This window comes from Alcanivorax sp. (assembly GCF_017794965.1).
GTDB lineage: Bacteria > Pseudomonadota > Gammaproteobacteria > Pseudomonadales > Alcanivoracaceae > Alcanivorax.
Map to the genome: position 1 here is coordinate 3,329,483 of NZ_CP051240.1, position 23,102 is coordinate 3,352,584.

Consider the following 23,102-nt stretch of genomic DNA (forward strand, 5'->3'; position numbering starts at 1 on the left):
AATTAATAGTTGCGCGTTCACCTGCAGCGATTTTCAAAACGTACGAGGCCGCGCCCAGGCTCTGGGCGCGGCCTCGCACATTTCAGTCAAGCAAACTGCGACCGCGACGTTATTAATTATTCATTATTAACTATTAATTACCGTTGCAAGCGCCTGCTGGTACCCCATCCACGCCATCACCCCGGCCATCAGGTTGCCAAACGCCGCCCCCAGGGCCAGCCCGCCGAAGCCTCCCAACTGAAAGCCCAGCCACAGTAACGGCAGGTAGCACAAAAACAGCCTCAGGAAAGACAACAGCATGGCGCGCATGGGCCAGCCCAGGGCATTGCTGGCCGAGACCACCAGCATGCAAACGCCCAGCAGGCCAAAGCTCGGCGGCATACAGCGAATCAGTACCGCCAGATAACCCTGCACCGGTGCGGTTTCCACCAACAGGTTTGCCAGCGGCACCGCCAACACCGCCAGTATCAGCCCCAGCAGGGTTTGCCAGCCGATCACCATGATCGCCCCAACCTTCATCAGCTGCTGCACCGTGTCCCAGTCCCGACGGCCATAACAGCGCCCCAACCAGGGCGGCAAGGCCATGGTCATGCCCAGCACCAGCACAATACTGAAGCTTTCCAGCCGGCTGGCCATGCCCCAGGCCGCCACCGCCTGCTCACCGCTGCGGGCCACCAGGGCGGTGGCCAGCATGGCCGCCAGCGGTGGCATCAACTGGCTGATCATGGCCGGGCCGGCGATGTGCAGGAATGGCAGCGCCGATATCCGCACCTGCTCCAGCATGCCATGGCGCTGCACCCAGCCTTTGCCACGCAGGGCCAGGATCAACAACAGCCCCCCCATAGCAAACGCCAGCAACGTGGCCAGCGCCGCACCGGGCAATCCCAACCCCTGCCAGTCACCAATTCCAAAAATCAGCAGCGGATCCAGCACCAGGTTAAACAGACTGGTCAGCACCATCATCAGCCCGGGAAAACGGGTATTGCCATGGGCACGAAACAGGCTGTAGCCAAAATAAACCACCCCGCCCACCCACATGGCAGGCAGCTGCAACGCCCAGTAGGGGCGGATCATGGCCTGTACGTCAGGGGAGGCCCCCAACAGGGAAAATACCGGCCCCTGCACCCACCAGAGCACCACCGCCAACAGCCCCAGCAAAGCCCCACCGCCCGCCAGCACCAGGGCCCCCAGGCGGTTGGCCTCAGCATGCTGCTCCGCGCCGATGGCCCGGGAAATCAACGCGGCAATGGCAATTCCCACCCCTACCTGGACCCCGATGACCAGAAACGCCAACGGGAAGGTGAAGGACTGGGCGGCCAGCGGCAGAGTCCCCAGCCGCGCCACAAACACACTGTCCACCAGATGAAACCCCAGCAACGCCATCACCCCCAGCGCCATGGGCCAGGTTTGCTGCCACAACTGGCGGGCAAGGGTCAGATTGGAGAGAGGGGTATCGGTTTGCTGCACGGGCGGCCTTTGGGTTGGGATGGGGTTTGGGGAGACTAGCAGGGGGGCAGGGAACAGTTAATAGTGAATAATTAATAGTTAATAACTGCGCGATCACCGCTTGAGCCGAATCAGGCCCAGCAGCCCGCGACCTGACAATCGGCGCGGCCTCAAACGCTGTAAATCCAACAACACCAACCCGCGCAGTTATTCATTATTCACTATTAATTATTAATTGGTTTCAGGCGCTCTTCCCACTTCCCGCTCTCCACCAGCTCCAGAAACTCATCCCCCAGCCGCTCACTCTCAGCCATGGCTTTGCGCCAGCTGGCTTCGCGGGCGGTGTCGTCGTTGAGGAATTGTTTGAAGTCGCGGCGATCGGGGAGCCTGCGGTTGGGCAGTGCCTGCAGGTACTCGGTGGAGGGGGACACCAGCAGGGTGCGGCTGAGTTTTTGCGGGTCGCCGTTGCGCCAGCGCAGGGGCTTGTCGAACCAGCCCGGGATCACCCGATCGGTGAAGTGCGGATAGAGCACGACTCCCTCACTGCGGTAGGGCAGATCCAGATGGTAATCGAGCAGACCTCCGTCGCGGTATACCCCCTGCGGAGCACCGGCAAGATCAGTGACCCCCGCCAGCACCATGGGGATGGCGGCGCTGGCCAGCAGCGCGGTACGCAGGTTGCTGGCGTCCAGCGAAATATGGTGGGTAGTGAAATCGTTTAACTCATGCAACGGCAGCGCATGGTCTGCGGGATAGACCAGCCCTCGCTCCATAAACAGGCCGGAGGCCTGGCGGCTGAACAAATTGGAACCGATCAGGGCCGCCAGTCCGGCACCCAGCCCCCAGCCATTCTCCCGCGCCATCAGGCCCCGGCTGCGCACCACCACGATGGCGAGGCGGTAATCAGAATGGTCGAGAATATTGGCATCACCGTCGCCGATCAGCTCGGAGAGCATCAGGGCACACTGAGCGGAGATCTGGGCCGGGCTTTCGCTACCATCGTAACGCTGGCGGGTATAGATCTCTGCCAGCTTGTGCAGACCCGCCACTGGATCGTCTGACATGGCGATGGCAGCAAAGCGCCAGCTGCCGATGGAGGCGCCGATGAGGGTACGGGGGCGCGGCGCACGGGGCAGGAACTCACCGAACACGGCGCGATCGAGACCGATGATACCCAGCGCCTTGGGCCCGCCGGCCGCACCGGGAACGATATCCACGTGCTCAGGCTGGAGGCCATGCTCGCGTAAATGCGCTATCGCTTCCTGGCCTGCGCGAAGGGTCAACGCCGGCGCAGAGGTATGAATGGCAACCACCCAGCTCTCCCACTAATCAGTCAGGACAGGGATGGTAACCACTGGGCGGATGAATACAAAAGGCAGAGGCGTCGATTATCCGGCTCATTACGACTGAATGGCCGGGAACTGATCCTGGACATCGCAAACCTCACGCTTATCAGGCTGACGATTTTGAATCTTTTGCGTCAGGCGTTCAGCCTTGGGCCACAGGCATTTGGCATCAGACGTCCAGCATCAGGCGCCCCACTCACCCTCCCTTCAGGAAGCGGCCCAGGGCGCGGGTGAATTCCACTGGCTGACTCATCAGCGGTACGTGGCCGGAGCGAGGCAACACCACATGTTCCGCACCGGCAAGCTGGGCGAACGCCGCCTGCCCTTCTGCGGGATAAAGGGGAGACAGGGCACCGGTCAGCACCGTGGCGGGCACCGGAAAGTCCCGGGCACTGTCACGGTAATCGTGGGCGCCATCCAGATAGGCGTCCAGATAGGCTCGGATATCGGCAATATTGGACACCGGCAACAAGCGTGCCCACACCCCGGCCCAGCGGGCGCTGGCCGCAAACGCATTCTTCAGCCGATCATTACCGGAGATCTGAGACAGGATATCCACCAGCTGGTGTAACACCCGCTCGCGCAGCCCCACAGCAAGGTCGACCACCTCCCCCTGGTCAGGCGCCCCGTCGAGCAACGCCCTGAGCGCACGCAGCTGGCCAAAAAAATGCGATTGATTGGCACCGAACAGACCGTGAGGCCAATCCGCACTGTTATGAATGCACGGCGACTGATCCACATGCAGATAGCGGGCAACCGAGGAGAAATCACCGAACGACTGCCAGTGCAGGCTGGTGGTGGCGCCCAGGGAATAACCCACCAGATAACAGGGCGAGAGCCCGAAATGACGCACCAGATCTTCCATGTCTTCCATGTGGTTCTGGAACACATCCGCCTGATTGAAACGGACTCTGGCGGAACGACCGGCACCCCGCAGATCCGGCAGATAGAACTGGAATTCCCGCGCATACGGCAGCACAAACGGTAGCCAGTCACGGCCCTGCATGCCCAGGCCGTGAAGCATCAACACCGGCTGGCCGCGGCCCAGGGTTCTAACGTGGAGAGACTGGCCATCCCTGGCCGGAAAAAACGGCATCCTTACCCCCTTTTTTCAGTCATGTCGGAATCAGCCGTACAGGCACAGGTACGCCGTATCTACCTCTACCTTAACCTGAAAGGTGCTGTTGGCCTCCACTTCAAAGGTGTCACCGGCGGCAAAGGTCTGCCAGTCGGTGGCGCCCGGCAGCTTGATGATCAGCGCCCCACTCACCACTGTCATGGTTTCGTGCTCGCTGGTACCGAACTCGTACTCACCCGGTGCCATGACACCCACGGTGGCAGGCTTGGTTTCACCCTGGAACGCGATGGATGCCACCTTGGCATCGAAGTATTCATTGACCTTGAACATGGTCGGATCTCCGCAGCAACAAATTCGAGGCGCGAGTATGCCAAAAGCGCCCGCCCGTTGCTCTTTATTTTAGCCGCTCTGCGGCTGCACAACGCTACACGCAAAGCCGGCAGAACCGCACTGTGGGAGCGAGCCTGCTCGCGAAGCCCCCGCTCACTGCGCCAGAAACAGCGACATTAATAAAACGGCATACCCCATTTGGGGGACGCCAAGATCGGCCGATGCACGCACAATTCGCCTGTACTGGGATAATTCGGGATAACCATAATGACAACGCAACCTTTTCGCCTCCGGCCTTTGATGCTGGCGGGCACCCTCGCCCTTGCGCTGGGCTCCACCGGCTGCAGCAACATGAAAGCCGTCAGTGCCGCCAGCCAGGGGGATCTGGCGACCCTTCAACAGCTGCATGGTGAAGGCAAGAATATCCACGGCAAGGATCTAAAGATGACCACCGCCCTTTACCGGGCGGCGGAAGCCGATCAGGCCGATATCGTCACCTTCCTGCTGGACAACGGGGCCGATATCAATGCCCGCAATGGCTTCAGCAAGCGTACCGCTCTGATGACCGCGGTGGAGACGGAAAACGCCGCCATGCTGACACTGCTGCTGGAGCGCGGTGCCGATGTGAACCTGGCCGACCGCAAGGACAATACGCCACTGACTTTGGCGGTGGATGCCGGCAAGGGCGAATTGGCCGCCATCCTGCTCAATGGCCGCGCGAACCCTGACCATGCCGGTGAAACCACTTTTACGCCACTGATCACCAGCCTCAACAGCGACAACCTGCCGCTGGCCACGCTGCTACTGGAAGCAGGTGCCGATCCGGATCTGGTGGTGGATGAAACAGGGATTCCGCCAATCCATATTGCCGTCAACAAAGACAACACCTCCATGGCTGACCTGCTGGCAGGACATGGCGTCAATCTGGAGCAGATTTACCAGGGCGACACGCCGTTGCTCGAAGCGATCAAAAAGAACAGGACAACATTGGCGAGATCCCTGGTCGATCATGGCGCCAATACCGACGCCATGGATCAGGCACCGTTGCCTGCCATGTATTACGCGCTCTTCAGGGGCCACCGCGCACTGGCACTACATATGTTTAGCGCCGGGGCAGATCCTGATGCGGTGGTCAGCCCTGCCTCCGGCACCACACTGCTGGAATGGGCTACCACTAACGGCTACCGAGACCACGCCATTCTTCTGCTTGAACAGGGCGCAACTGCCACAGACAGGGCTTTGCATTCGGCTGTGGCAAACAAAAACAACGACACGGCTCTTGCCGCCGCCCTGCTCGCCACCGGCATCACCCCGGACGGTACACTGGAGCAACCCAACGTTGCAGCCGCCGCCAAGGCCAACAACCTGGAAACGCTTAACCTGCTTCTGGCCGCAGGAGCCCTTCCTTCACCGATGCCCACCGACAACTTCAACCCGCCACTGATGTATGCCGCCGAGAATGGCAATGTGGACATGGTGGATGCCCTGTTGGCTGCAGGCGCCGAGGTGGACCAGCTTAGCGTTAATGGCTTCACCAGCTTTTACCAGGCCACCTACAAGAATAAGACGGAGAGCATGAAGCGGTTGATCGCAGCAGGTGCTGACGTCAACAGCCGTAACGGGGACGGTAAATTCACGCCACTAATGACCGCCGCAGACAATGGCCGCAAGGAAGCCACCCTGGCCCTGATCGGGGCAAAAGCCGACCCCAACCTGACCACCGACGATGGCTACAGCGCGCTGTACTATGCTGCCGGCAGCAACCACCCGGATGTCGTCACCATGCTGATGGCCGCCGGCGCCAACCCGGAACTGGGTGCTGGCCGCTATCAATGGACCCCGGTGCACAAGGCCGCCCAGGAAGGCAATTTCGAGGTGCTGGAAAACCTGCTCAAGTACGGCGCCAACGCCAACCCCCGTGATACCGATGGCGACACCCCCATGGATCTCGCCATGCGCAAAGGCTACGAGAAAACCCCTCAGGTGTTGGGCAGCTATGGCGGCAGGATCAACAACTACACCGCCCCCAAACAGAGTAGTGGCGATACCTTCGGCAAGGTGTTCGCCACCGCCGCCATTGCCGGCCTGGCCAGCTCCGCGGACATTCCCTCCTACGCCACTGCCGACATCATGAGCGCCACCGTAAAAGACATCTGGGTAGAGAACGGGCAAGGCAACAACCTGGCGCAGATGCAGCAACAATATGCCCGCGGCAACTTCGAAATTCGCGACCCGCTGGTGAAGCAAGCTTTCAGTGCCTCACTGGAAGCTGAGAAGGAAACCGCCCGCCTCAAGAAGCAGCTGGCCCAGGAACAGGCCGCCCAGTGCAAGCTTCAGCAGGAGCAACGCCGTCAGCTGCAGGCCCAGCAAAAAACCGCCAACGCGGAACAACGCCGTCGCCAGCAGGAGCTGGTCCGCCAGCAACAGGCCATGGCGGCGCAGCAGGCCCGCCAACAGCAACTGCGTGAGCAACAACAGGCTGAACGTGCCCGCCTTCAAGCCGCCCGCGCCAGTCAGGCTGCCGCCCCGGTACAGGTGGCGTATCGCAGCGAACCGGCCGCCACCCGTCAGCCCCGCCGTGGGCACAGCGCCCGCCAGGCCAGCATCCAGCACGGCAACATGCAGGCCAGCGACAAGCTCAACTGCCCCAGCTGCAAGGGCACGCTCAAGCAGCGCAACGTCACTATCGGCGAATGCACCCTGGCCTCCATCACCGTGGCTTACGATGTGGGCGCCTTCTTTGGCGAACCGATCGTGCGTGGTGACTACAAGTGGCAGGCAGCCAATGGCACCCCGGATGACTGTCTGGATTCGTCCTTCGCCATCTGGCTGAAGATCCAGAACGGCGGCGCCCATGGCTACGTGAAAGTGGATCCGGTGGTGCCCAAGGCGGGCCAGGAAAGCTACTCCGGCACCGCCGGTAGCCCCAACTGGGACGAGTTCATCTGTGGCTTCAATGGCAAGCAGAAAACCCAGTGTTTCGAACCCGATGATGCCAAGACCCTGCTCAAGAAAGGCAGCATCACCAGCTTTACCTATTCAGTACAGTAATCATCGGAAAAAAGAAACGGGCCCTCGGGCCCACTGCTGTCCCACATTTTCAGCCCCCCCTTTGGGACAGGAGCTCCTTCCTTTGTGGGAGCTTGCTTGCAAGCGAATTCCGCCCTTGCGAACACGTCTTCGCCTACAAGCAAGCCCCTACCCAGGAAGAATCTACGGAGGCTGGGGGGCGACATCTGAAAATGGGCTCGCCGCCAATTCATGTCTTCATATCACGAAAGACCCTGCCGGAATGTCAGCCCCTGCAGAACTCAGTCAAGCAGATACAAACTGTGGGACAGCAGTGCCCTCGGGCCCGTTTTTTGTTTTCCGCACCGTCAGACCGAGTCGCTTTCCAGCAGGCCCCATACTGCCTGGCGAACGGGAGTAGTTTCGAGTTACGAGAAGCGAGTTTCCAAAGGCAAAACCGGGACACGCGAAAGTTTTTGATCTTCACAACTCGAAGCTCGCTTCTCGCAACTGTGCCTTCCCCTTCTCAGCAGCAACCGGCCCACGCATACTCGGCATAGAAGTCCCTTCTCACGGAGCTGGCCATGAGCAATCTCAACGATAACGGCGACGTAGTGGAATGCCCCAACCTTGCCGGGCGGCCCACGCTGGAAGCCGTTCCTTCGCACCGCAGTGTGCTCGGCAGCGGTCTGCCGATCATTCGCCACTTGCCAAGCCGCCGCCAGCGCCTGATCGGCCCCTGGTGCTTTCTCGATCATATCGGCCCCACTTCCCTGAGCGCAGACAGCCCAGTGGATGTGGGGACCCACCCGCACACCGGGCTGCAGACCGTCACCTGGCTGTTTGAGGGCGCCCTGCTTCACAAAGACAGCCTGGGTTATGAGCAGGTGATCGAACCCGGCCAGCTCAACCTCATGACCGCAGGCCATGGCATCTGCCATTCCGAGGAAAGCCCGCCCGGGTTCAGCGGCCCCATGCACGGTCTGCAGTTCTGGATTGCCCTGCCCGGCGAACACGAAGACACCACCCCTGCCTTTGCCCACCACACGGATCTGCCCCACTGGGAAAAGGACGGCATGAGCGTGACTCTGGTGGTCGGAGAACTGGACGGTAGACACTCCCCGGCAAAGGTCTTTTCTCCCCTGGTGGGTGCGGATATTGAAGCCCATGAGGGCGGCACCCTTACCTTGCCGGTGCCGGCCAGTTTCGAGCTCGGGCTGTGCATCAACCAGGGCCATGCCCATGTGGAGGGCAACAGGCTGGATGTGGGTGAACTCTATTATCTGGGCCAGGGACGTGAGCAACTGACCCTGACCCTGGAACCGGGCAGCCGGGTGATGCTGTTGGGCGGCGAACCGCTACACCAACCGGTACTGCTGTGGTGGAATTTTGTCGGCCGCGACCAGGCCCGGCTTGAGCAGGCGGTAGCCGACTGGGACAACTGGCCCAACAACCGTTTCGGGGAGGTAACGGCCTACCAGGGAAAGCCGCTCAAGGCGCCAAGGCTGGATCCGCAGGTGAGATTGAAGGGGTGAAGGACGCCGGAGGCCAGATGCCCGACGCCGGACGCTATTCGTCTGCAGGCAGACTCCCACAGGAGCGAAGCGAACCTGCTTTTGCTTTTGACTTTGCTCTTACTCATAGCTCATAGCTCGCAGCTGGTAGCTGCTAGCTATGAATAAGGCTGACAGTAGATAGCAATCTGGTCGTCGTCACTGTCGAAGCGGGTGTAGGCGATGATCACATCGTAACTGCGCCCGCTGCTGACACTGCAGCTGACCGTATCGATCAGCACACCCTGGGTGCTGTTGTTCACATCCACCTGTAGTGTGCTGCCGGAGGAAAGTGTGGTGTAACTGCTGCCATCACCATATTCCAGCGCCGAAGCCAGCTGCTGGGCGCCGCCGGGCAGGGACACGGACAAATCATCGCCGGCCAGCCGGGACAGGGTGTTGATAAAACGCACCCGGATCTGGCCGCTGGCCACATCCACGTCCTGATAGCGGAAGGTACCAAGGCGCTGATTACCCAGGGTGGTGTCACCCATGAGAACCACCGTGTAGCGGCTGCCCGCCACCAGGGTGCGGTTCACCGGCCCATTGATCAGCGTGCTGCCGGAACTGGCGCCGCGCACATCAAAGGCAATACTTTCACTGTCGTCGTCCAGTTCCACACTGTCACTGCCGACACTACCGGTAACGGTGTACTCCACATCGCTGGCCAGCGGCGAGTTCATGTCATCCACGAACAGATCCACGCTCACATCATCGCTGCTGCCACCGGTGGTCTGGGTCATCTGGTTATGGAAATACAGCCGGGTGCTGTCGCCAAACACGTCTTCGTCTTCATCGCAGCCGAAGGCTGACAACCCGGCGATGGAGGCCGCCATGACCATGCGCAGAAATACCATGGTTAGTCACTCCCGGAGCTGGCCTCGCCGGGCTGCTCAGGCAACACGTCGGGTTCACTCTCGTTGAATTCACGGATAAAGATGCCCCAGAAGGCCACAAACAGGGCCGCCAGCAGGGGGCCCACGGCAAAGCCGGTGATCCCGAACATGGCCAGACCACCCAGGGTGGAAAACAACACCACATAATCCGGCAGCTTGGTGTCACGCCCCACCAGAATGGGCCGCAAGATGTTATCTACCAGACCAATGATGAATATGCCGTAAAGCAACAACACGGTCGCCTCGACGACCTCACCCACCGCATAGAGGTACACCGCCACCGGCAACCAGATCAGGCCCGCCCCCACTGCGGGGATCAGTGACAGCACCGCCATCACCACGCCCCACAGCATGGCGCCGGGAATACCCAGAATCCAGAAAATCAGCCCACCCAGGGCACCCTGGGTGATGGCCACCAGCAGGTTCCCCTTGATGGTGGCGCGGGTCACTTCCGCGAACTTGGCAAACAGCAGTTTTTCGCGCTCATCGCCCAACGGCAGGGCGCGTATCAGCATGGCAATCATGCTGTCGCCATCACGGATCAGGAAGAACGCCAGATACAACATCAGCCCCAGGTTGAGGAAGAACTGGAAGGTGTTCTGCCCCACCGCCAGGGCGCGCTTGGCCAGAAACTGACCGGCGCCGGTGAAGGCTTGCACCGCCTGGGACTTGATCCGCTCAAGATCGATATCAAAGCGTTCGGCCAGGGACTGGATACCCGGGAAGGCATGCTTGATCTTGTCCACATACTCGGCCAGGTTGATCTCGCCACTCTGTACCTGCTGGAACAGCCCTACCCCCTGGGTCACAAAGGAGGTGGTCACAAACAGCACCGGAATGATCACCAGCACCACGCACAGGGTCAGGGTGAGCATCGCAACCAGATTACGCCGGGCCGGCCAGCGCGCCAGCAGGCGCTTCTGGAACGGGTAGAAGATCACGCCGATGGCACAGGCCCAGAACACCGGGGCCCAGAAAGGCTTCAAGAGCAGGGCAAAAACCAGGCTGACGCCGATCAGCGCCAGCAAAAAGGCGCGTTGCTCCAGCGTTTCGGACTTCCCTGTATTCATACGATTCCTTCCACTCAGACGGCGGCCTTGATGACCGTGCTACCCAGGTAGGCCATGTAGGCCACGTAGACAATCAGCAGGCCAATACCATTCCCCCGCGTCACCTGTCCCTTGCGCCCCCACAGACCGTAGCCCATGACGAACAGCACCAGGGTAAGGGCGGTCATCAATGACCAGTCGCGCAACAGCACATCCTGCTCCACCGCCATGGGGCTGATGGCACCGGCAATACCGACCACACCAAGGGTATTGAACAGGTTCGAGCCTATCACGTTGCCAAAGGCGATATCGTGCTCGTTCTTGCGCACCGCCGCGATGCTGGACGCCAATTCGGGAAGAGAAGTGCCAATGGCCACAATGGTCAGACCGATGACCAGATCACTAACCCCCAGGGACTGGGCAATGAACACCGCCCCCCATACCAGCGCCCGGGAGCTGACGACCAGCAGAATCAGGCCCACCACCAACCAGAACAGCGACTTCTTCAAGGGCAAGGGGTGCTCAGCCATGTCGGTTTCCACTTCGCCCCCGAGCATATCCCCCTTGCCATTCATGGCGGCATACACGGACCAGCCCATGAGGCCGGCCAACAGACCAATCAGCACCCAGGCGTCGAGACGGGAAATATCGCCATCCAGCAACTGAAAACCGGCCAGCAAGGTGATCACCGTGAGTACCGGCAGTTCCTTGCGCAGGACAGCAGAGTTGATCGCGATAGGACTGATCACGGCCACCACGCCGAGAATCAGGGCGATGTTGGAGATGTTCGAGCCGTAGGCATTCCCCAGCGCCAGGGACGGGTTGCCGTCCAGGGCCGCCAGGGCGGAGACCACCATCTCCGGGGCGGAGGTACCGAAACCGACAATCAGCATGCCGATCAACAGGGGGGGCATGCCCGCATGAGCGGCGGTACCGGCGGCACCATCCACAAACTTGTCCGCACTCCACACCAGCAGAATCAGCCCGCCAATCAGGGCGGCAATGGCCAGCAACATCGGTACTCCTTTGGGCTCTCGAGAAAATCGGAATCAGGCGGGGCACATTGTGGCAGAGAGGGCAGGCATAAGCATCTGCTACGAGCGACAAGGCCGGAGCAAAGACACTGCACACGAATGAAGGCAGGGCGAGGTGCGCGTTGCGAAGATCAAGGTCAAGCCATCGGTTTATTCACCTGTGGGAGCTTGCCTGCAAGCGATGAAGCCTTGATCAACTCCCCATCGCTTGCAGGCAAGCTCCTACAGACGGGCAGTGATACTGCCATGTTTGGAGCTTCGTACCCCGTAACCTGTCGCCCCTAAACCGGCTCCCCCTTGCGCGCCTTGATCCCGTACACCAGCGTGTACAACACCGGCACCACCACCAGGGTGAGGATGGTGGCGAAGCCCAGGCCAAACATGATCACCACCGCCATGGATTCGAAGAAGGCATCAAACAGCAGTGGCACCATGCCCAGCACTGTGGTGATGGCGGCCATGCACACCGGGCGCACCCGTGACACGGAGGCATGCACCACCGCATCCAGCGGTTCCCGCTCGGTCATCTCCAGCTTGATCTGCTCCACCAGCACGATGCCGTTCTTCACCAGCATCCCTGACAGGCTCAGGAAACCCAGCAGGGCCATGAAACCGAACGGGGCGTTGAGCAACAGCAGCCCCAGGGTCACACCAATAATGGCCAGTGGCACCGTGGCCCAGATCACCAGTGGCTGGCGCAGGGAGTCGAACAGCAGCATGGTGATGATGAACATGAACAGGTAACCCAGCGGCAGGCTGCCAAACACCGCTGCCTGCGCATCCCGGGAGGCTTCGTACTCGCCGCCCCAGCTCAGGGCATAACCCGGCGGCAATTCCAGCGCCTCGATCTGTTGGCGGATGCGGCGCAGCACATGGTCGGCGGTTTCGTCGCCCAGCACATCCGGCTCGGCCTGCACGGTCAGGGTGCGTTTGCGATCGCGACGCATGATCAAGGCGTTTTCCCATTCGGTGGAAAAGTCCGATACCACCTGGCTGATGGGTATAAAGGTGGCGTATACCGGTGACCACACCTGCACATCATTCAGGTTATTGGCACTGAGTCGCTCATCATCCGGTGGCCGCGCCACGATGGGCAGCAACTTGCTGCCATCGCGATACAACCCCACAGTACGGCCGCTAAAGTTCAACGCCAGGGTATTATCCAGATCCTCACGGCTGATGCCGACACGCCGGGCCTGGGCCTCCTGGAACTGTGGACGGATCACTTTTTCCTGCTGGCGCCAGTCATGCCGGATACTTTCCAGCGCACCATCCGCCGCCATGATCGCCTCCGCCTGCAGGCCCAATTCGCGCAACGTGGCCGGATCCGGCCCGCTGAACCGGGCCTCGATGGAGGCGGCCGGACTGGGACCGATCATCAATCGCTTTACCTTGGCAAACGCCTGCAGGTGTTGTTCGCGAATCAGATTGCGGGTGTCGGCCAGGGCGCTGTCGATCTGTTCCCGGTCGCCAACCTGGACGATCAGCTGGGCGTAACTCGGGTAACTTTTCTCGGGGGCATAAGGGAGCATGAAGCGTTCCGCGCCACGGCCGATGGTGGTGGTGACCTGAGTGACGCTGTCCATCTCCAGCAGCGACGCTTCCAGTCGCGACACCGACTCACGGGTGGCACGGATATCACTACCCTGGGGCAACCAGTAGTCCACCAGATACATGGGGGTGTTGGACGGCGGGAAAAACGCCTGTTTGACGAAACCGAAGCCCAGCAAGGCCACGATCATAAGCACCGCCATGCCGGACAGCGTCAGCACCCGGTGATGGATCGCCCGGTCCAGCATGCGACGGTAGAGTACAAAGACCCGCCCCGAGTAAGGGTCTTCGCCAACTCCCTCGTCATTGCCAACATCCTTGTCGCGAAAGAAAAGATGCGCAAAGAACGGCACCAGGGTGATGGCGGTGATCCAGCTCAGCATCAGGGAAATCAGCAACACCCAGAACAGGCTGTTGGTGTATTCCCCGGTGGCATCTTCCGACAGCCCAATCGGCGCGAACGCCATGATGGCAATCACCGTGGCGCCCAGCAGCGGCCAGACGGTCTGACGGACAATCTCCGCCGCGGCCTGCAGCTTCGACAGCCCGCGTTTCATGCCGACCAAAATGCCTTCCGTAATGACGATGGCGTTATCCACCAGCATGCCCAGGGCAATGATCAGGGCTCCCAGGGAAATTCGTTGCAGGTCGATGGCCATCACCTTCATCAGGATGAAGGTGCCAAGGATGGTGAGCAGCAGAACCCCGCCCATGAGCAGGCCGGAACGCAGCCCCATGAACACCAGCAACACCGCGATCACGATCGCCACCGCCTCGCCCAGATTGAGCATGAAGGCACTGACCGAGTTATCCACTTCGTTGGGCTGGTTATAGACCGTGGCCAGTGCCATGCCCACCGGGCGCTGGTACTCCAGCTCACTGAGGCGCTGATCCACCCGTGCGCCCACATCCACCACATTCACCCCGGAGGCAAACGAGATGCCCAGCGTCAGCGCCGCGCCGCCATTGAAGCGATACAGGTGACCGGGGACTTCGGCATAACCGCGCTCGATGGTGGCCACATCACGCAAATAGACCAGCTCATCGGCACCGGGCTCGGAAATCAGCAGGTTGCCCATGGATTGCACAGTAGGAAATTCGCCGGTGGGGTAGATGCGGATGTATTCATTGCCCACCCGTACCTTGCCGGCGGGGCTCACCGTGTTCTGGGTTTGCAGCAGGGCAAAGATCCGCTCCGGACTGATCCCCAGCGACGCCAGACGGGCGCGGGACAGCTCCACCAGCACCTGCTCCTGACGCTGGCCACCGACCACCACCTTGCCGACCCCATCCACCAACACCAGCTCACGACGCAACAGATCGGCGTAGTCCTGCATATCTTCGTAGCCATAGCCGTCACCGGTGATGGCCAGCAAGATGCCATACACATCGCCGAAGTCGTCGATCACCTGGATAGTGCCGGCGCCGGGGGGCAATTGCCCCTGCAGATCGGTCATCTTGTGGCGCAGCTCATCCCAGATCTGCTTGAGCTGGCGGGTCCGGTACTCCGGTTTCATCTCCACCTGCACCTGGGACAGACCGTTACTGGAGATGGACGTCACCGTCTTCACATAGGGGAGGTTCTGGATCGCCGCCTCCACCGGCAGGGTCACCTCCTCTTCCACCTGGCGAGGGGAAGCCCCCGCGTACTGGGTGATCACCATGGCGATCTTGAGGGTGAACTCAGGGTCTTCCAGCTGCCCCAGACGGGTAAAACTCACCGCCCCACCCACCAGCAGGATCAGCGTAAACAGCCAGCTCACCACCTTGTGGCGAATGCTGTACTCCGCAATATTCATCGGTTACAGGCCCCGCTCTTTCACCAGTTCACGGACCTGCTGCCCCTCACTGAGATGATGGACCCCGGCACTGACAATGCGATCACCGGCATCCAGCCCGGCGGTAATTTCCACCCCGTCACCGACAACCTGCCCCAGTGTCACCTGGACGGCAGTGACCGTGCTGTCTTCCGGCTGGAAACGCCATACCCAGGCGCCATCGCCATCATCCTTGTTGAACACCGCCTCCACAGGGACCTGTGGCCAGGTAGTGGCCTTGCGCATGATCTGACTCAAATCGATGGCCACATCCACACTCATGCCCGGCAACACAAAGATGCCCTCCGGATTGGCCATGGTCAGGGTAATGATATAAGTCTGGGTGCGATCATCCGCGCTGGCTTCGTGTTCCTTGTAGCTCGCCTTGAACACCTTGTCCGGCGCGCCCTCGAAACGCAGCTCCGGCTGATAGTCTTCACCATCCTCGCGAATGTGGGTGAAGAACCGCTCGGAGACCGCAAACTCGATGTCGATATCCTTGTTGCCCTGCAGATACAGGATCGGCTCTTTGGCCTGGACGAACTGGTAGTTCTCCACATAGGTACGCGCCACCGTGCCGGCATAGGGCGCCTTCAGGCGAGTATAATTGACGTTGTCACGTGCCAGGCTCAGGGCCGCCTGGGCCTGGCGTCGCTTGGCTTTCAACTCATCGAACTGTGACTCGGAAATCACTCCCCGCTCATGCAAGCTGATACTGCGTTGGTACTGGCTGTCTGCCAGATCATACTGGGCCTGCCGGTCGGCCAGCTGATTGCGGAAGTCCGCCGGGTCCAGAGCAGCCAGTAATTGACCTTTCTTCACCTCTTCACCGGCCCGTATGGGCAGCTGTTCCAGCTGACCGGATACCCGGAAGGCCAGCTCCGACCCCTCGGTGGCCACCACCTTGCCCGGGTAGTGACGCAGCCGCCCTTCTGCCATGCTGTCCACGGTGTAGAGCTTCACCGGCTGCGCCAACGGCGCTTCATCCTGCGGCGATTCGCCGCAACCCCATAACACCAGCGACAAGCCCAGCACTGCCCAGATTCGTTGCATTTCGCTCTCCCAATAGCAACTCAGTGTGACGGCCACACGCAATTCGCGCATGATACACCCTCACAAAGCGATATTGTCACCTGCAATGATACCGCTGTCTTTGTTTACTCGGGACAAACGTCCAAACCGACACCGGAAAGGTCGTAATTGGCACGAGCCGATGACGCACGGTTACCCCCACAACATGTTGTTACCCTAAGGGAGAGACAGCGAGGGGGAAGAAGCGAGCGTCGAGATGCGCTTCCGGGATCCTTGCCTCGGTTAGGCTCGGATCGCCTGCAGGCAGGCTCCAACGGCGGGGTATAGAGATCAGAAACCACGGAGGACACCCATTGCTTCAACTTAGTGATCTCGGCGCCCTCCGTGGTGAAACTCGCTTTGCTGCTTCTGTGGGAAGTTCAGCTTGCTGAAAGAATGCTGCTGTAGACCAGGGCATGCTGGCAGAACCTTCGTTCAGCAAGCTGAATCTCCCACCAGACATCGATTTCACATAAGGCGAAGGAGCGGCCCTGCAGGGGTGAGCGGAGCGAATAACCGACACTCCTGCGGGAAGGCCTTTGCGGCAGCAACTTCCCGCTAATACGCGGTGAACCAAAAAAAAGGCCGACGAAGTGTCGGCCAAGGGGAAGTCTTGCGAACCTGCCGCCGGGGGAGCGGCAAGTGGACGGGCCGGCAGAGGGGAACCGCCGGCCACAGGAAAATCATAGCCTCCGGCTATTCACCGAAAAACCTGAATTGCCCTATTCGATCAATCGCACTTTCCTATTGTCCGCCCGGCTGCACTTAGGCCCCGCTTTGTGAAAGTTGTCCGAATTGGCGCTTTACAGCCTCTCCGCGGGCTCGGCATGATGCGAAAACCTTTCAGCCCTGAATTGTGACCTGTCCAACGACAAGAGGATCACCATGCCCAGCGATACCCACGAGGCGTACTCCCACCACGAGGAATGGCTCAATGGCCTGACCCACGGTATTGGTGCAGCACTCAGCATCGTCGGCACCATTGTGCTGATCGTGGCCGCCAGCCTGCAGGGCGACCCGTGGAAAATCGTCGGCTTCAGCATCTTCGGTGCCAGCCTGATCCTGCTCTACAGCGCCAGCACCCTGTATCACAGCAGCCGCAGCCCTAAACTGCGCGCCGCCTTCAAGATGCTCGACCATTGCGCCATCTACGGCCTGATCGCCGGCACCTACACCCCCTTCCTGCTGGTTAACCTGCGTGGCCAGACCGGCTGGATCCTGTTCGCCGTGATCTGGGCGCTGGCCGTCACCGGTATCGCACTGAAAGCACGCTACGGGCACCGTTTCAAATTACTGCGAGTGGGCATCTATCTGGCCATGGGCTGGCTGATTCTGTTTGCCTCCGGCGAACTCACCACCAAGCTCAACGACACCGGCTTCTGGCTAGTGCTGGCTGGCGGCATCACCTACACCGTGGGCGTGATTTTCTACCTGGCAGACAAGATCATCCCCTTCAACCATGCCATCTGGCACCTGTTCGTGGTGGGCGGCAGCGTCTGCCACTTCTACGCCATGTACTACGGGGTACTGCCGTATATGGCGCCGGTGGTTTGAATTTAGCGCCTGACGCCTGACGCCTGACGCCTGACGCAAAAAGGCCCGCCCGGTACCCGTGCGGGCCTTTTTGCGTCGGTAAAACTCTCGCTATACCCCGCTGTAGGAGCTCAGCTCGCCTGAGCGATCCGAGCCTTAGCGAGGCAAGGATTCCAGAAACGAGCCTAGAGTCACGAGTTTCGAAAACCCAATAAACAACAACCAAGCACGAGGTTTGAGGTTTTGCCTTTCGAAACTCGCTTCTCGTCACTCGAAACTTTATTACCTCGCCAAGGCTCGGATCGCGAGCCTGCTCGTTACTCGCTACGCTCACCCTGCGGGCCAGCCTTCGGCTGTTACCTCCGTTGCACTCCGGTTCCTACCGCAGCCCGGGAACAGCACCTCTGCTGCCTGCGACCTCGACCGCATTGGCCCCTTGCCAGATCAGCCTCAACAATATACATTATTAAATTATGAATAATATAGCCAAAACCCAGCCCCTGCTCCCGGACGCAGACAGCCTTCGCGACAACGCCCGCGAGGCAAGCCAGATGCTCAAGGCCCTCTCCCACCCTGACCGCCTGATGCTGCTCTGTCAGCTGGCCGATGGCGAAGAACGCAGTGTCAGCGAGCTGGAAACCCTGACCGAACTCCATCAGCCCTCGCTTTCCCAACAGATCGGCGTACTGCGCCGTGAGGGACTGATCGAGGGCAGGCGGGATGGCAAACACATGCACTATCGCGTCGCGGATGGCCGGGCACTGGCCATTCTGCAAACCCTGTACGAACAATTTTGTGGAGTACCAGAATGACCATCGACTGGAATGCCTTTACCCCCTGGGCGTCCCTGGCCGGCGGCGCGCTGATCGGCCTCGCCGCGCTGTGGCTGCTGCATGCCAATGGCCGCATTGCCGGCATCAGCGGCATCGTCGGCGGGCTGCTGCGCCCAGCCCCGATGGACCGTGGCTGGCGCATTGCCTTTATCCTCGGCATGCTCATCGCCCCCACCGCCTGGGCACTGGTGGGTACCCTGCCGCCAATGGTCATTGATGCGGACATCCCGCTGCTGATCGTGGCCGGCCTGGTGGTGGGTATCAGCACCCGCTATGGGGCCGGTTGCACCAGCGGCCATGGCGTGTGCGGCATGTCTCGCCTGTCACCCCGCTCGCTGGTGGCCACCGCAGCCTTCATGGGCAGCGGTTTCATCACCGTGTTTGTGATTCGTCATTTGCTGGGAGGTGTGTAATGCATCGCAGCCATATCACTGCCTTTGTCGCTGGCCTGATTTTTGGCATCGGCCTGTTGCTGGCCGGCATGGCCAACCCGGCCAAGGTACTGGCTTTCCTGGACATTGCCGGTCATTGGGACCCCTCTCTGGCACTGGTCATGGGCGGTGCCATCCCGGTCTCTGCCGTCGGCTTCTACCTGACCCGACAGCGTTCCGCCCCCCTGTTTGGCGACAGCTTTCAGGTGCCCACCAACCGCAAGCTGGACAAGCGCCTGGTACTGGGTGCACTGGGCTTCGGGGTAGGCTGGGGTCTGGCCGGCTTCTGCCCGGGTCCGGCGCTGGTGGCACTCGGCACCGGCAGCCTGAAAGCCATCGTCTTCGTCGCCGCCATGCTCAGCGGAATGGTGATCTTTGAAATGATGGAAAAGCGCAAGAGCGCGTAACAGCAGTAACGAGCAGGACCTCCTGTAGGAGCTTGCCTGCAAGCGATCCGAGCCTTGGCGAGGAAATCAGTTTCGAGTTGCGAGTAACGGGTTTCGAACACCAGAACAGCAAACCTTAAGCTGGCTCAGGGTTTTAGATGTTCGAAACCCGGTACTCGGTACTCGTCACTCGCTTCTGGAATCCTTTCCTCGCCAAGGCTCGGATCGCGGTCGAACGACCGCTCCTACAGCGGTTTCATCCCAGGCTTCATGGCATCCGGCATCAAGCGTTCAGCAATGTTTCAATATCCTTGCGGATCGCTTCTGGCTTGTCGGTGGGGGCGTAGCGTTTGACCACCTTGCCATCCTTGCTGACCAGGAACTTGGTGAAGTTCCACTTGATACCTTTACTGCCCAGCACCCCCGGCGCTTCCTTTTTCAGGAAATCGTAAAGCGGGTGGGCGTTGTCGCCATTCACGTCGATCTTGTCGAACATGGTGAAGCTGACACCGTAGTTCTTTTCGCAGAAGGCGCCGATCTCATCCGCGGCACCGGGCTCCTGCTTGCCGAACTGGTTGCAGGGGAAGCCGAGAATTTCCAGCCCCTTGTCCTTGAGGTCGTCATACAGCCCCTCAAGCCCCTTGTACTGCGGCGTGAAACCACACTTGCTGGCCGTGTTCACAATCAGCATGACCTTGCCCTTGAATTCAGACAGGTTCTTTTCATCGCCGCTCAGGGTGGTGGCAGAAAAATCGTAAATCCCCATTGTCACTCCATGTCGTTTCTGGCCTGAAGCCAGGTTATTGAGATTGTTCGGACAGCGCGGTGATCACCGCCTGTGCCACTGCCTCGCTGGACTGCGGATTCTGCCCCGTCACCAGCTTTCCATCTGTCACCGTATGCGCCACGAACTTGTCAGCCAGATCCAGGCGGGCACCCAGTTCTTCCAGACGCGTCGCCAGCAGGAACGGCATCACCTCATCCAGACCCACCTCACGCTCTTCCTCATTGGTGAAGCAGGAGACCGTCCGATTCTGAACCAACGGCGTACCGTCTTCATTGCGAAGCCCAACCAGAGCGGCCGGCCCATGGCACACCGCCGCCAGCACACCACCGCGATTCCAGGTGCGCTCCATGACCGCAGCCACCAGAGGATTATCCGGCATGTCGAACATGGCGCCATGGCCACCCGGGACAAAGACACTGGAAAAAGCGTCCTCCCAGACTGCTTCCAGCGGCCTGGTGTCTTCCAGTACCGAAATAGCATCCGCCCAGGCCTCTTTCTGGTCATCATCCGGCACGGAATTGGGGTCCACCGGAATCTTGCCACCCCGGGGGCTCGCCACGACCAGCGGGATACCCTGCTCCCGGAACGCCAGATACGGCACTGCGAATTCTTCCAGCCACAGGCCTGTCTGCTGTCCCTGCCCCATCTGTGAAGCACTGGTCACCAGCATCAACAACGGTTTGTCCTGATTCATCATCTCCTCCCGAAACATCCATCAAACAGCGGGAATACCAGCTGTGCATCAAAGCAGCAGCCATGGCAACATGCTGTGAAACATACCGTGGGTTCCACCAGCCGCAATATCAACCCTGGACCTGATTTCATGGACTGGCAACAGCTACTGAACAAGACCCGCCTGGGCGGGCGTGATGCCAAGGACGAAAGTGGCCGCACCGCTTTCCTGCGTGATCACGACAAGATCATCTTTTCCGGTGCCTTCCGGCGGCTGGCCCGCAAGACCCAGGTGCACCCGCTGGCCACCAACGACCATGTTCATAATCGCCTGACCCACTCGCTGGAAGTCTCCTGTGTGGGCCGTACCCTGGGGATCCGGGCCGGAGAGCGGCTGCAGTCCAAACGCCTGCTACCGGAGTCCGTGAATCCCACTGACTTTGGTGACATTGTTCAGTCCGCCTGCCTGGCCCACGACATCGGTAACCCGCCCTTTGGTCATACCGGTGAGCGCGCCATTCGCGCCTGGTTTCAGGAACGGGGACAGCACTTTCTCGACATGCTGTCACCGGAACAACAGAGTGACCTGACGTTTTTCGAAGGTAACGCCCAGGGCTTTCGCATCCTCACCAAGAGCGAATACCACCAGTACGACGATGGCATGCGCCTCACCTACGCCACTCTGGCCACCTTCCTGAAATACCCGTGGCTGTCCGCCGATGCCGGGGCCGCCAGCAGCAAACCCGGCAAGTACAGCGCCTTTGTCGCGGAAGCCGCAGCCTTTCACGAAGTGGCCAAAGCCAGCGGACTGATTGAGCAATCCCCCGGTCGTTTCTGCCGCCACCCGCTAGCCTATCTGATGGAGGCCGCCGACGACTTCTGCTATGCCATCATTGACCTGGAAGACGGCCTGGAAATGGATCTGCTGCACTGGGATGAAGTCTATGCCTTGTTGCAACCGGCACTGCCGGACACCAGAGAAGTGAGCGAACTGATACATTCCGACCTGCGCGACGGGCGCAAGGCTGCCTTGCTGCGCGGCAAGATTATCGAGCGCTTTATCGAAGCCGGTGTGGAAGCCTTTGTGGCCAATCACGAGCGGTTGCTGCAAGGCCGCATGGAAGGAGATCTGATCAGCCATTGCGAACCGGCGGTGCGGGATGTGGTGGAAAACGCCAAGCAACTGGCGCGCTCAAAAGTGTTCGAGCACCCGAGAAAAATCGAGCTGGAAATCGGCGCCTTTGAAGTGATGGGCGCGCTGCTGGACGGGCTTATAGAAGCCGCAGTGTCCCACGCCTGCAACAACGCCAAAAACTATCGCCACGAACGCATCATCGACCTGATCGGCCGACACAGCTTTCCGGAAAATCTGGAAGCGTTACCGGAACAGGAACGAATCTATCAATGCATCATGCGGGCCCTGGATTTTCTCGCCGGCATGACCGATAACTACGCCACCTATCTGGCGAAACAGTTTTCCGGGATGGCGGAGACGCGATATTAGGGATAGGTAAAACCGAGCGGCCCATTTGAGAGCTCACCCGGCCTCATATCACCTCTACAAACTATTACCTAGGGAAGGGGGGCAGGTTGGCGAATGCCAAGCAACGTATCACTTGTAAAGTAATCTTCAAAGCAGGGGTTAGCGCCACAAGAAAAGCCAGTGTTTTCATTTACCACACTCTCTTTATCCACAGCATAAATAATAGCCGCACCCTCTGCTACAACAAACGTTACAACGGGACTACCGTTAAAAGACTCAGAAACTTGAAGCACATTTCCTTCCTGAGACCAATAAAGGGTTTCTGTTTCTGGGGCCACATCCTGTTCAAGTTCTAACCTGCCAGAGAAATCAATATCTCCCTGAAACTCGCTTTCAAACTCCAAGGTAGCCGTTTTCTCGGCATCTTCATTAAATGTTAGAGAAAACTGCTCGGTCGACAAATCAATTTCTGCACCATGGGTTGCCACTTCGGCGGATGAATTGGATCCATCGTCATCAATTCTTTGCAATGTAACCCGAGAAGTTTGAATTGTATAACTGGAACCTACGACTTCGAGGGACGTAGCACTGTCAAGCTGCTCCTCAAGGGCAGCAATACGGCTATTGCTTTCTTCTATCGCAGTCACCAATGCACCAAAATTGGCATTAACCTCTGCCGCAACCGCATTCTCGCCTTGCGTAAAAGTATTTGGTACAGACACTTCCGCCACAGCCACGGAACTTGCCATTGCAGCAGCCAGAGCAGTCATCATAAATTTTTTCATTGTGTTGTTCCT

General features: G+C 59.8%; 19 protein-coding genes. 7 read left to right on the forward strand and 12 right to left on the reverse strand.

What is annotated here, in order from left to right; all coding sequences use genetic code 11:
* Positions 1-126: 126 nt before the first annotated feature.
* The 4 genes from HF945_RS14550 to HF945_RS14565 all read right to left on the reverse strand — a co-directional run bounded on the left by HF945_RS14550 (position 127) and on the right by HF945_RS14565 (position 4,200).
* Complete coding sequence (locus HF945_RS14550; RefSeq protein WP_290525427.1) at positions 127-1,398, reverse strand: MATE family efflux transporter; 1,272 nt, start codon at positions 1,396-1,398, stop codon at positions 127-129.
* A gap of 272 nt (positions 1,399-1,670) precedes the next feature.
* Positions 1,671-2,759: a patatin-like phospholipase family protein gene (locus HF945_RS14555; protein ID WP_290523288.1), complete on the reverse strand. Its 1,089-nt coding sequence runs from the start codon at positions 2,757-2,759 to the stop codon at positions 1,671-1,673.
* 229 nt (positions 2,760-2,988) lie between these two features.
* Complete coding sequence (locus tag HF945_RS14560) at positions 2,989-3,888, reverse strand: alpha/beta hydrolase (RefSeq protein WP_290523289.1); 900 nt, start codon at positions 3,886-3,888, stop codon at positions 2,989-2,991.
* Positions 3,889-3,918: 30 nt separating this feature from the next.
* Entirely contained in the window at positions 3,919-4,200 is a 282-nt protein-coding gene (locus HF945_RS14565; protein WP_290523290.1) for a pyrimidine/purine nucleoside phosphorylase, read from the reverse strand.
* Between the two features lie 267 nt (positions 4,201-4,467).
* On the opposite strand from HF945_RS14565, the gene HF945_RS14570 reads away from it, so the two are divergent.
* Positions 4,468-7,251, forward strand: a complete 2,784-nt coding sequence (locus HF945_RS14570) for an ankyrin repeat domain-containing protein (protein WP_290523291.1) — start codon at positions 4,468-4,470, stop codon at positions 7,249-7,251.
* A gap of 542 nt (positions 7,252-7,793) precedes the next feature.
* Positions 7,794-8,744, forward strand: coding sequence for a pirin family protein (locus HF945_RS14575; protein ID WP_290523292.1), 951 nt, complete (start codon positions 7,794-7,796; stop codon positions 8,742-8,744).
* 137 nt (positions 8,745-8,881) lie between these two features.
* Here HF945_RS14575 and HF945_RS14580 read toward each other — a convergent pair whose 3' ends face one another.
* From HF945_RS14580 to HF945_RS14600, 5 genes are all read right to left on the reverse strand, one after another.
* Positions 8,882-9,619, reverse strand: a complete 738-nt coding sequence (locus HF945_RS14580) for a hypothetical protein (RefSeq protein WP_290523293.1) — start codon at positions 9,617-9,619, stop codon at positions 8,882-8,884.
* Between the two features lie 2 nt (positions 9,620-9,621).
* Positions 9,622-10,728: an AI-2E family transporter gene (locus HF945_RS14585; RefSeq protein ID WP_290523294.1), complete on the reverse strand. Its 1,107-nt coding sequence runs from the start codon at positions 10,726-10,728 to the stop codon at positions 9,622-9,624.
* Positions 10,729-10,742: 14 nt separating this feature from the next.
* Positions 10,743-11,723, reverse strand: a complete 981-nt coding sequence (locus HF945_RS14590) for a calcium/sodium antiporter (RefSeq protein ID WP_290523295.1) — start codon at positions 11,721-11,723, stop codon at positions 10,743-10,745.
* Between the two features lie 299 nt (positions 11,724-12,022).
* Positions 12,023-15,091, reverse strand: a complete 3,069-nt coding sequence (locus tag HF945_RS14595; protein ID WP_290523296.1) for an efflux RND transporter permease subunit — start codon at positions 15,089-15,091, stop codon at positions 12,023-12,025.
* A gap of 3 nt (positions 15,092-15,094) precedes the next feature.
* Complete coding sequence (locus tag HF945_RS14600; protein WP_290523297.1) at positions 15,095-16,162, reverse strand: efflux RND transporter periplasmic adaptor subunit; 1,068 nt, start codon at positions 16,160-16,162, stop codon at positions 15,095-15,097.
* A gap of 903 nt (positions 16,163-17,065) precedes the next feature.
* Between HF945_RS14600 and HF945_RS14605 the strand changes: the two genes are divergently transcribed.
* The 4 genes from HF945_RS14605 to HF945_RS14620 all read left to right on the forward strand — a co-directional run bounded on the left by HF945_RS14605 (position 17,066) and on the right by HF945_RS14620 (position 19,384).
* Positions 17,066-17,734 (forward strand): hemolysin III family protein, encoded by a 669-nt coding sequence (locus tag HF945_RS14605; RefSeq protein ID WP_290523298.1) that lies wholly within the window; start codon positions 17,066-17,068, stop codon positions 17,732-17,734.
* Between the two features lie 452 nt (positions 17,735-18,186).
* The gene (locus HF945_RS14610; RefSeq protein WP_290523299.1) at positions 18,187-18,525 is read left to right on the forward strand and encodes a metalloregulator ArsR/SmtB family transcription factor; all 339 of its coding nucleotides are present in this window, start codon (positions 18,187-18,189) and stop codon (positions 18,523-18,525) included.
* A complete protein-coding gene (locus HF945_RS14615; RefSeq protein ID WP_290523300.1) occupies positions 18,522-18,959 on the forward strand; it encodes a YeeE/YedE family protein in 438 nt (145 codons plus the stop codon). Before HF945_RS14610 ends, HF945_RS14615 begins: the two co-directional genes overlap by 4 nt.
* Positions 18,959-19,384, forward strand: a complete 426-nt coding sequence (locus HF945_RS14620; RefSeq protein ID WP_290523301.1) for a YeeE/YedE family protein — start codon at positions 18,959-18,961, stop codon at positions 19,382-19,384. Before HF945_RS14615 ends, HF945_RS14620 begins: the two co-directional genes overlap by 1 nt.
* A gap of 262 nt (positions 19,385-19,646) precedes the next feature.
* Here HF945_RS14620 and HF945_RS14625 read toward each other — a convergent pair whose 3' ends face one another.
* Both HF945_RS14625 and HF945_RS14630 read right to left on the reverse strand, forming a co-directional pair.
* Positions 19,647-20,129: a glutathione peroxidase gene (locus HF945_RS14625; protein WP_290523302.1), complete on the reverse strand. Its 483-nt coding sequence runs from the start codon at positions 20,127-20,129 to the stop codon at positions 19,647-19,649.
* A 34-nt stretch (positions 20,130-20,163) separates the two neighbouring features.
* Positions 20,164-20,844 carry a type 1 glutamine amidotransferase domain-containing protein gene (locus tag HF945_RS14630; RefSeq protein WP_290523303.1) on the reverse strand — a complete coding sequence of 227 codons (681 nt, stop codon included), beginning with the start codon at positions 20,842-20,844 and terminating at the stop codon, positions 20,164-20,166.
* Between the two features lie 129 nt (positions 20,845-20,973).
* Between HF945_RS14630 and HF945_RS14635 the strand changes: the two genes are divergently transcribed.
* Positions 20,974-22,326 carry a deoxyguanosinetriphosphate triphosphohydrolase gene (locus HF945_RS14635; RefSeq protein ID WP_290525428.1) on the forward strand — a complete coding sequence of 451 codons (1,353 nt, stop codon included), beginning with the start codon at positions 20,974-20,976 and terminating at the stop codon, positions 22,324-22,326.
* Between the two features lie 68 nt (positions 22,327-22,394).
* On the opposite strand, the gene HF945_RS14640 is transcribed toward HF945_RS14635, so the two are convergent.
* Positions 22,395-23,090, reverse strand: coding sequence for a hypothetical protein (locus HF945_RS14640; protein WP_290523304.1), 696 nt, complete (start codon positions 23,088-23,090; stop codon positions 22,395-22,397).
* Between the last annotated feature and the right edge of the window lie 12 nt (positions 23,091-23,102).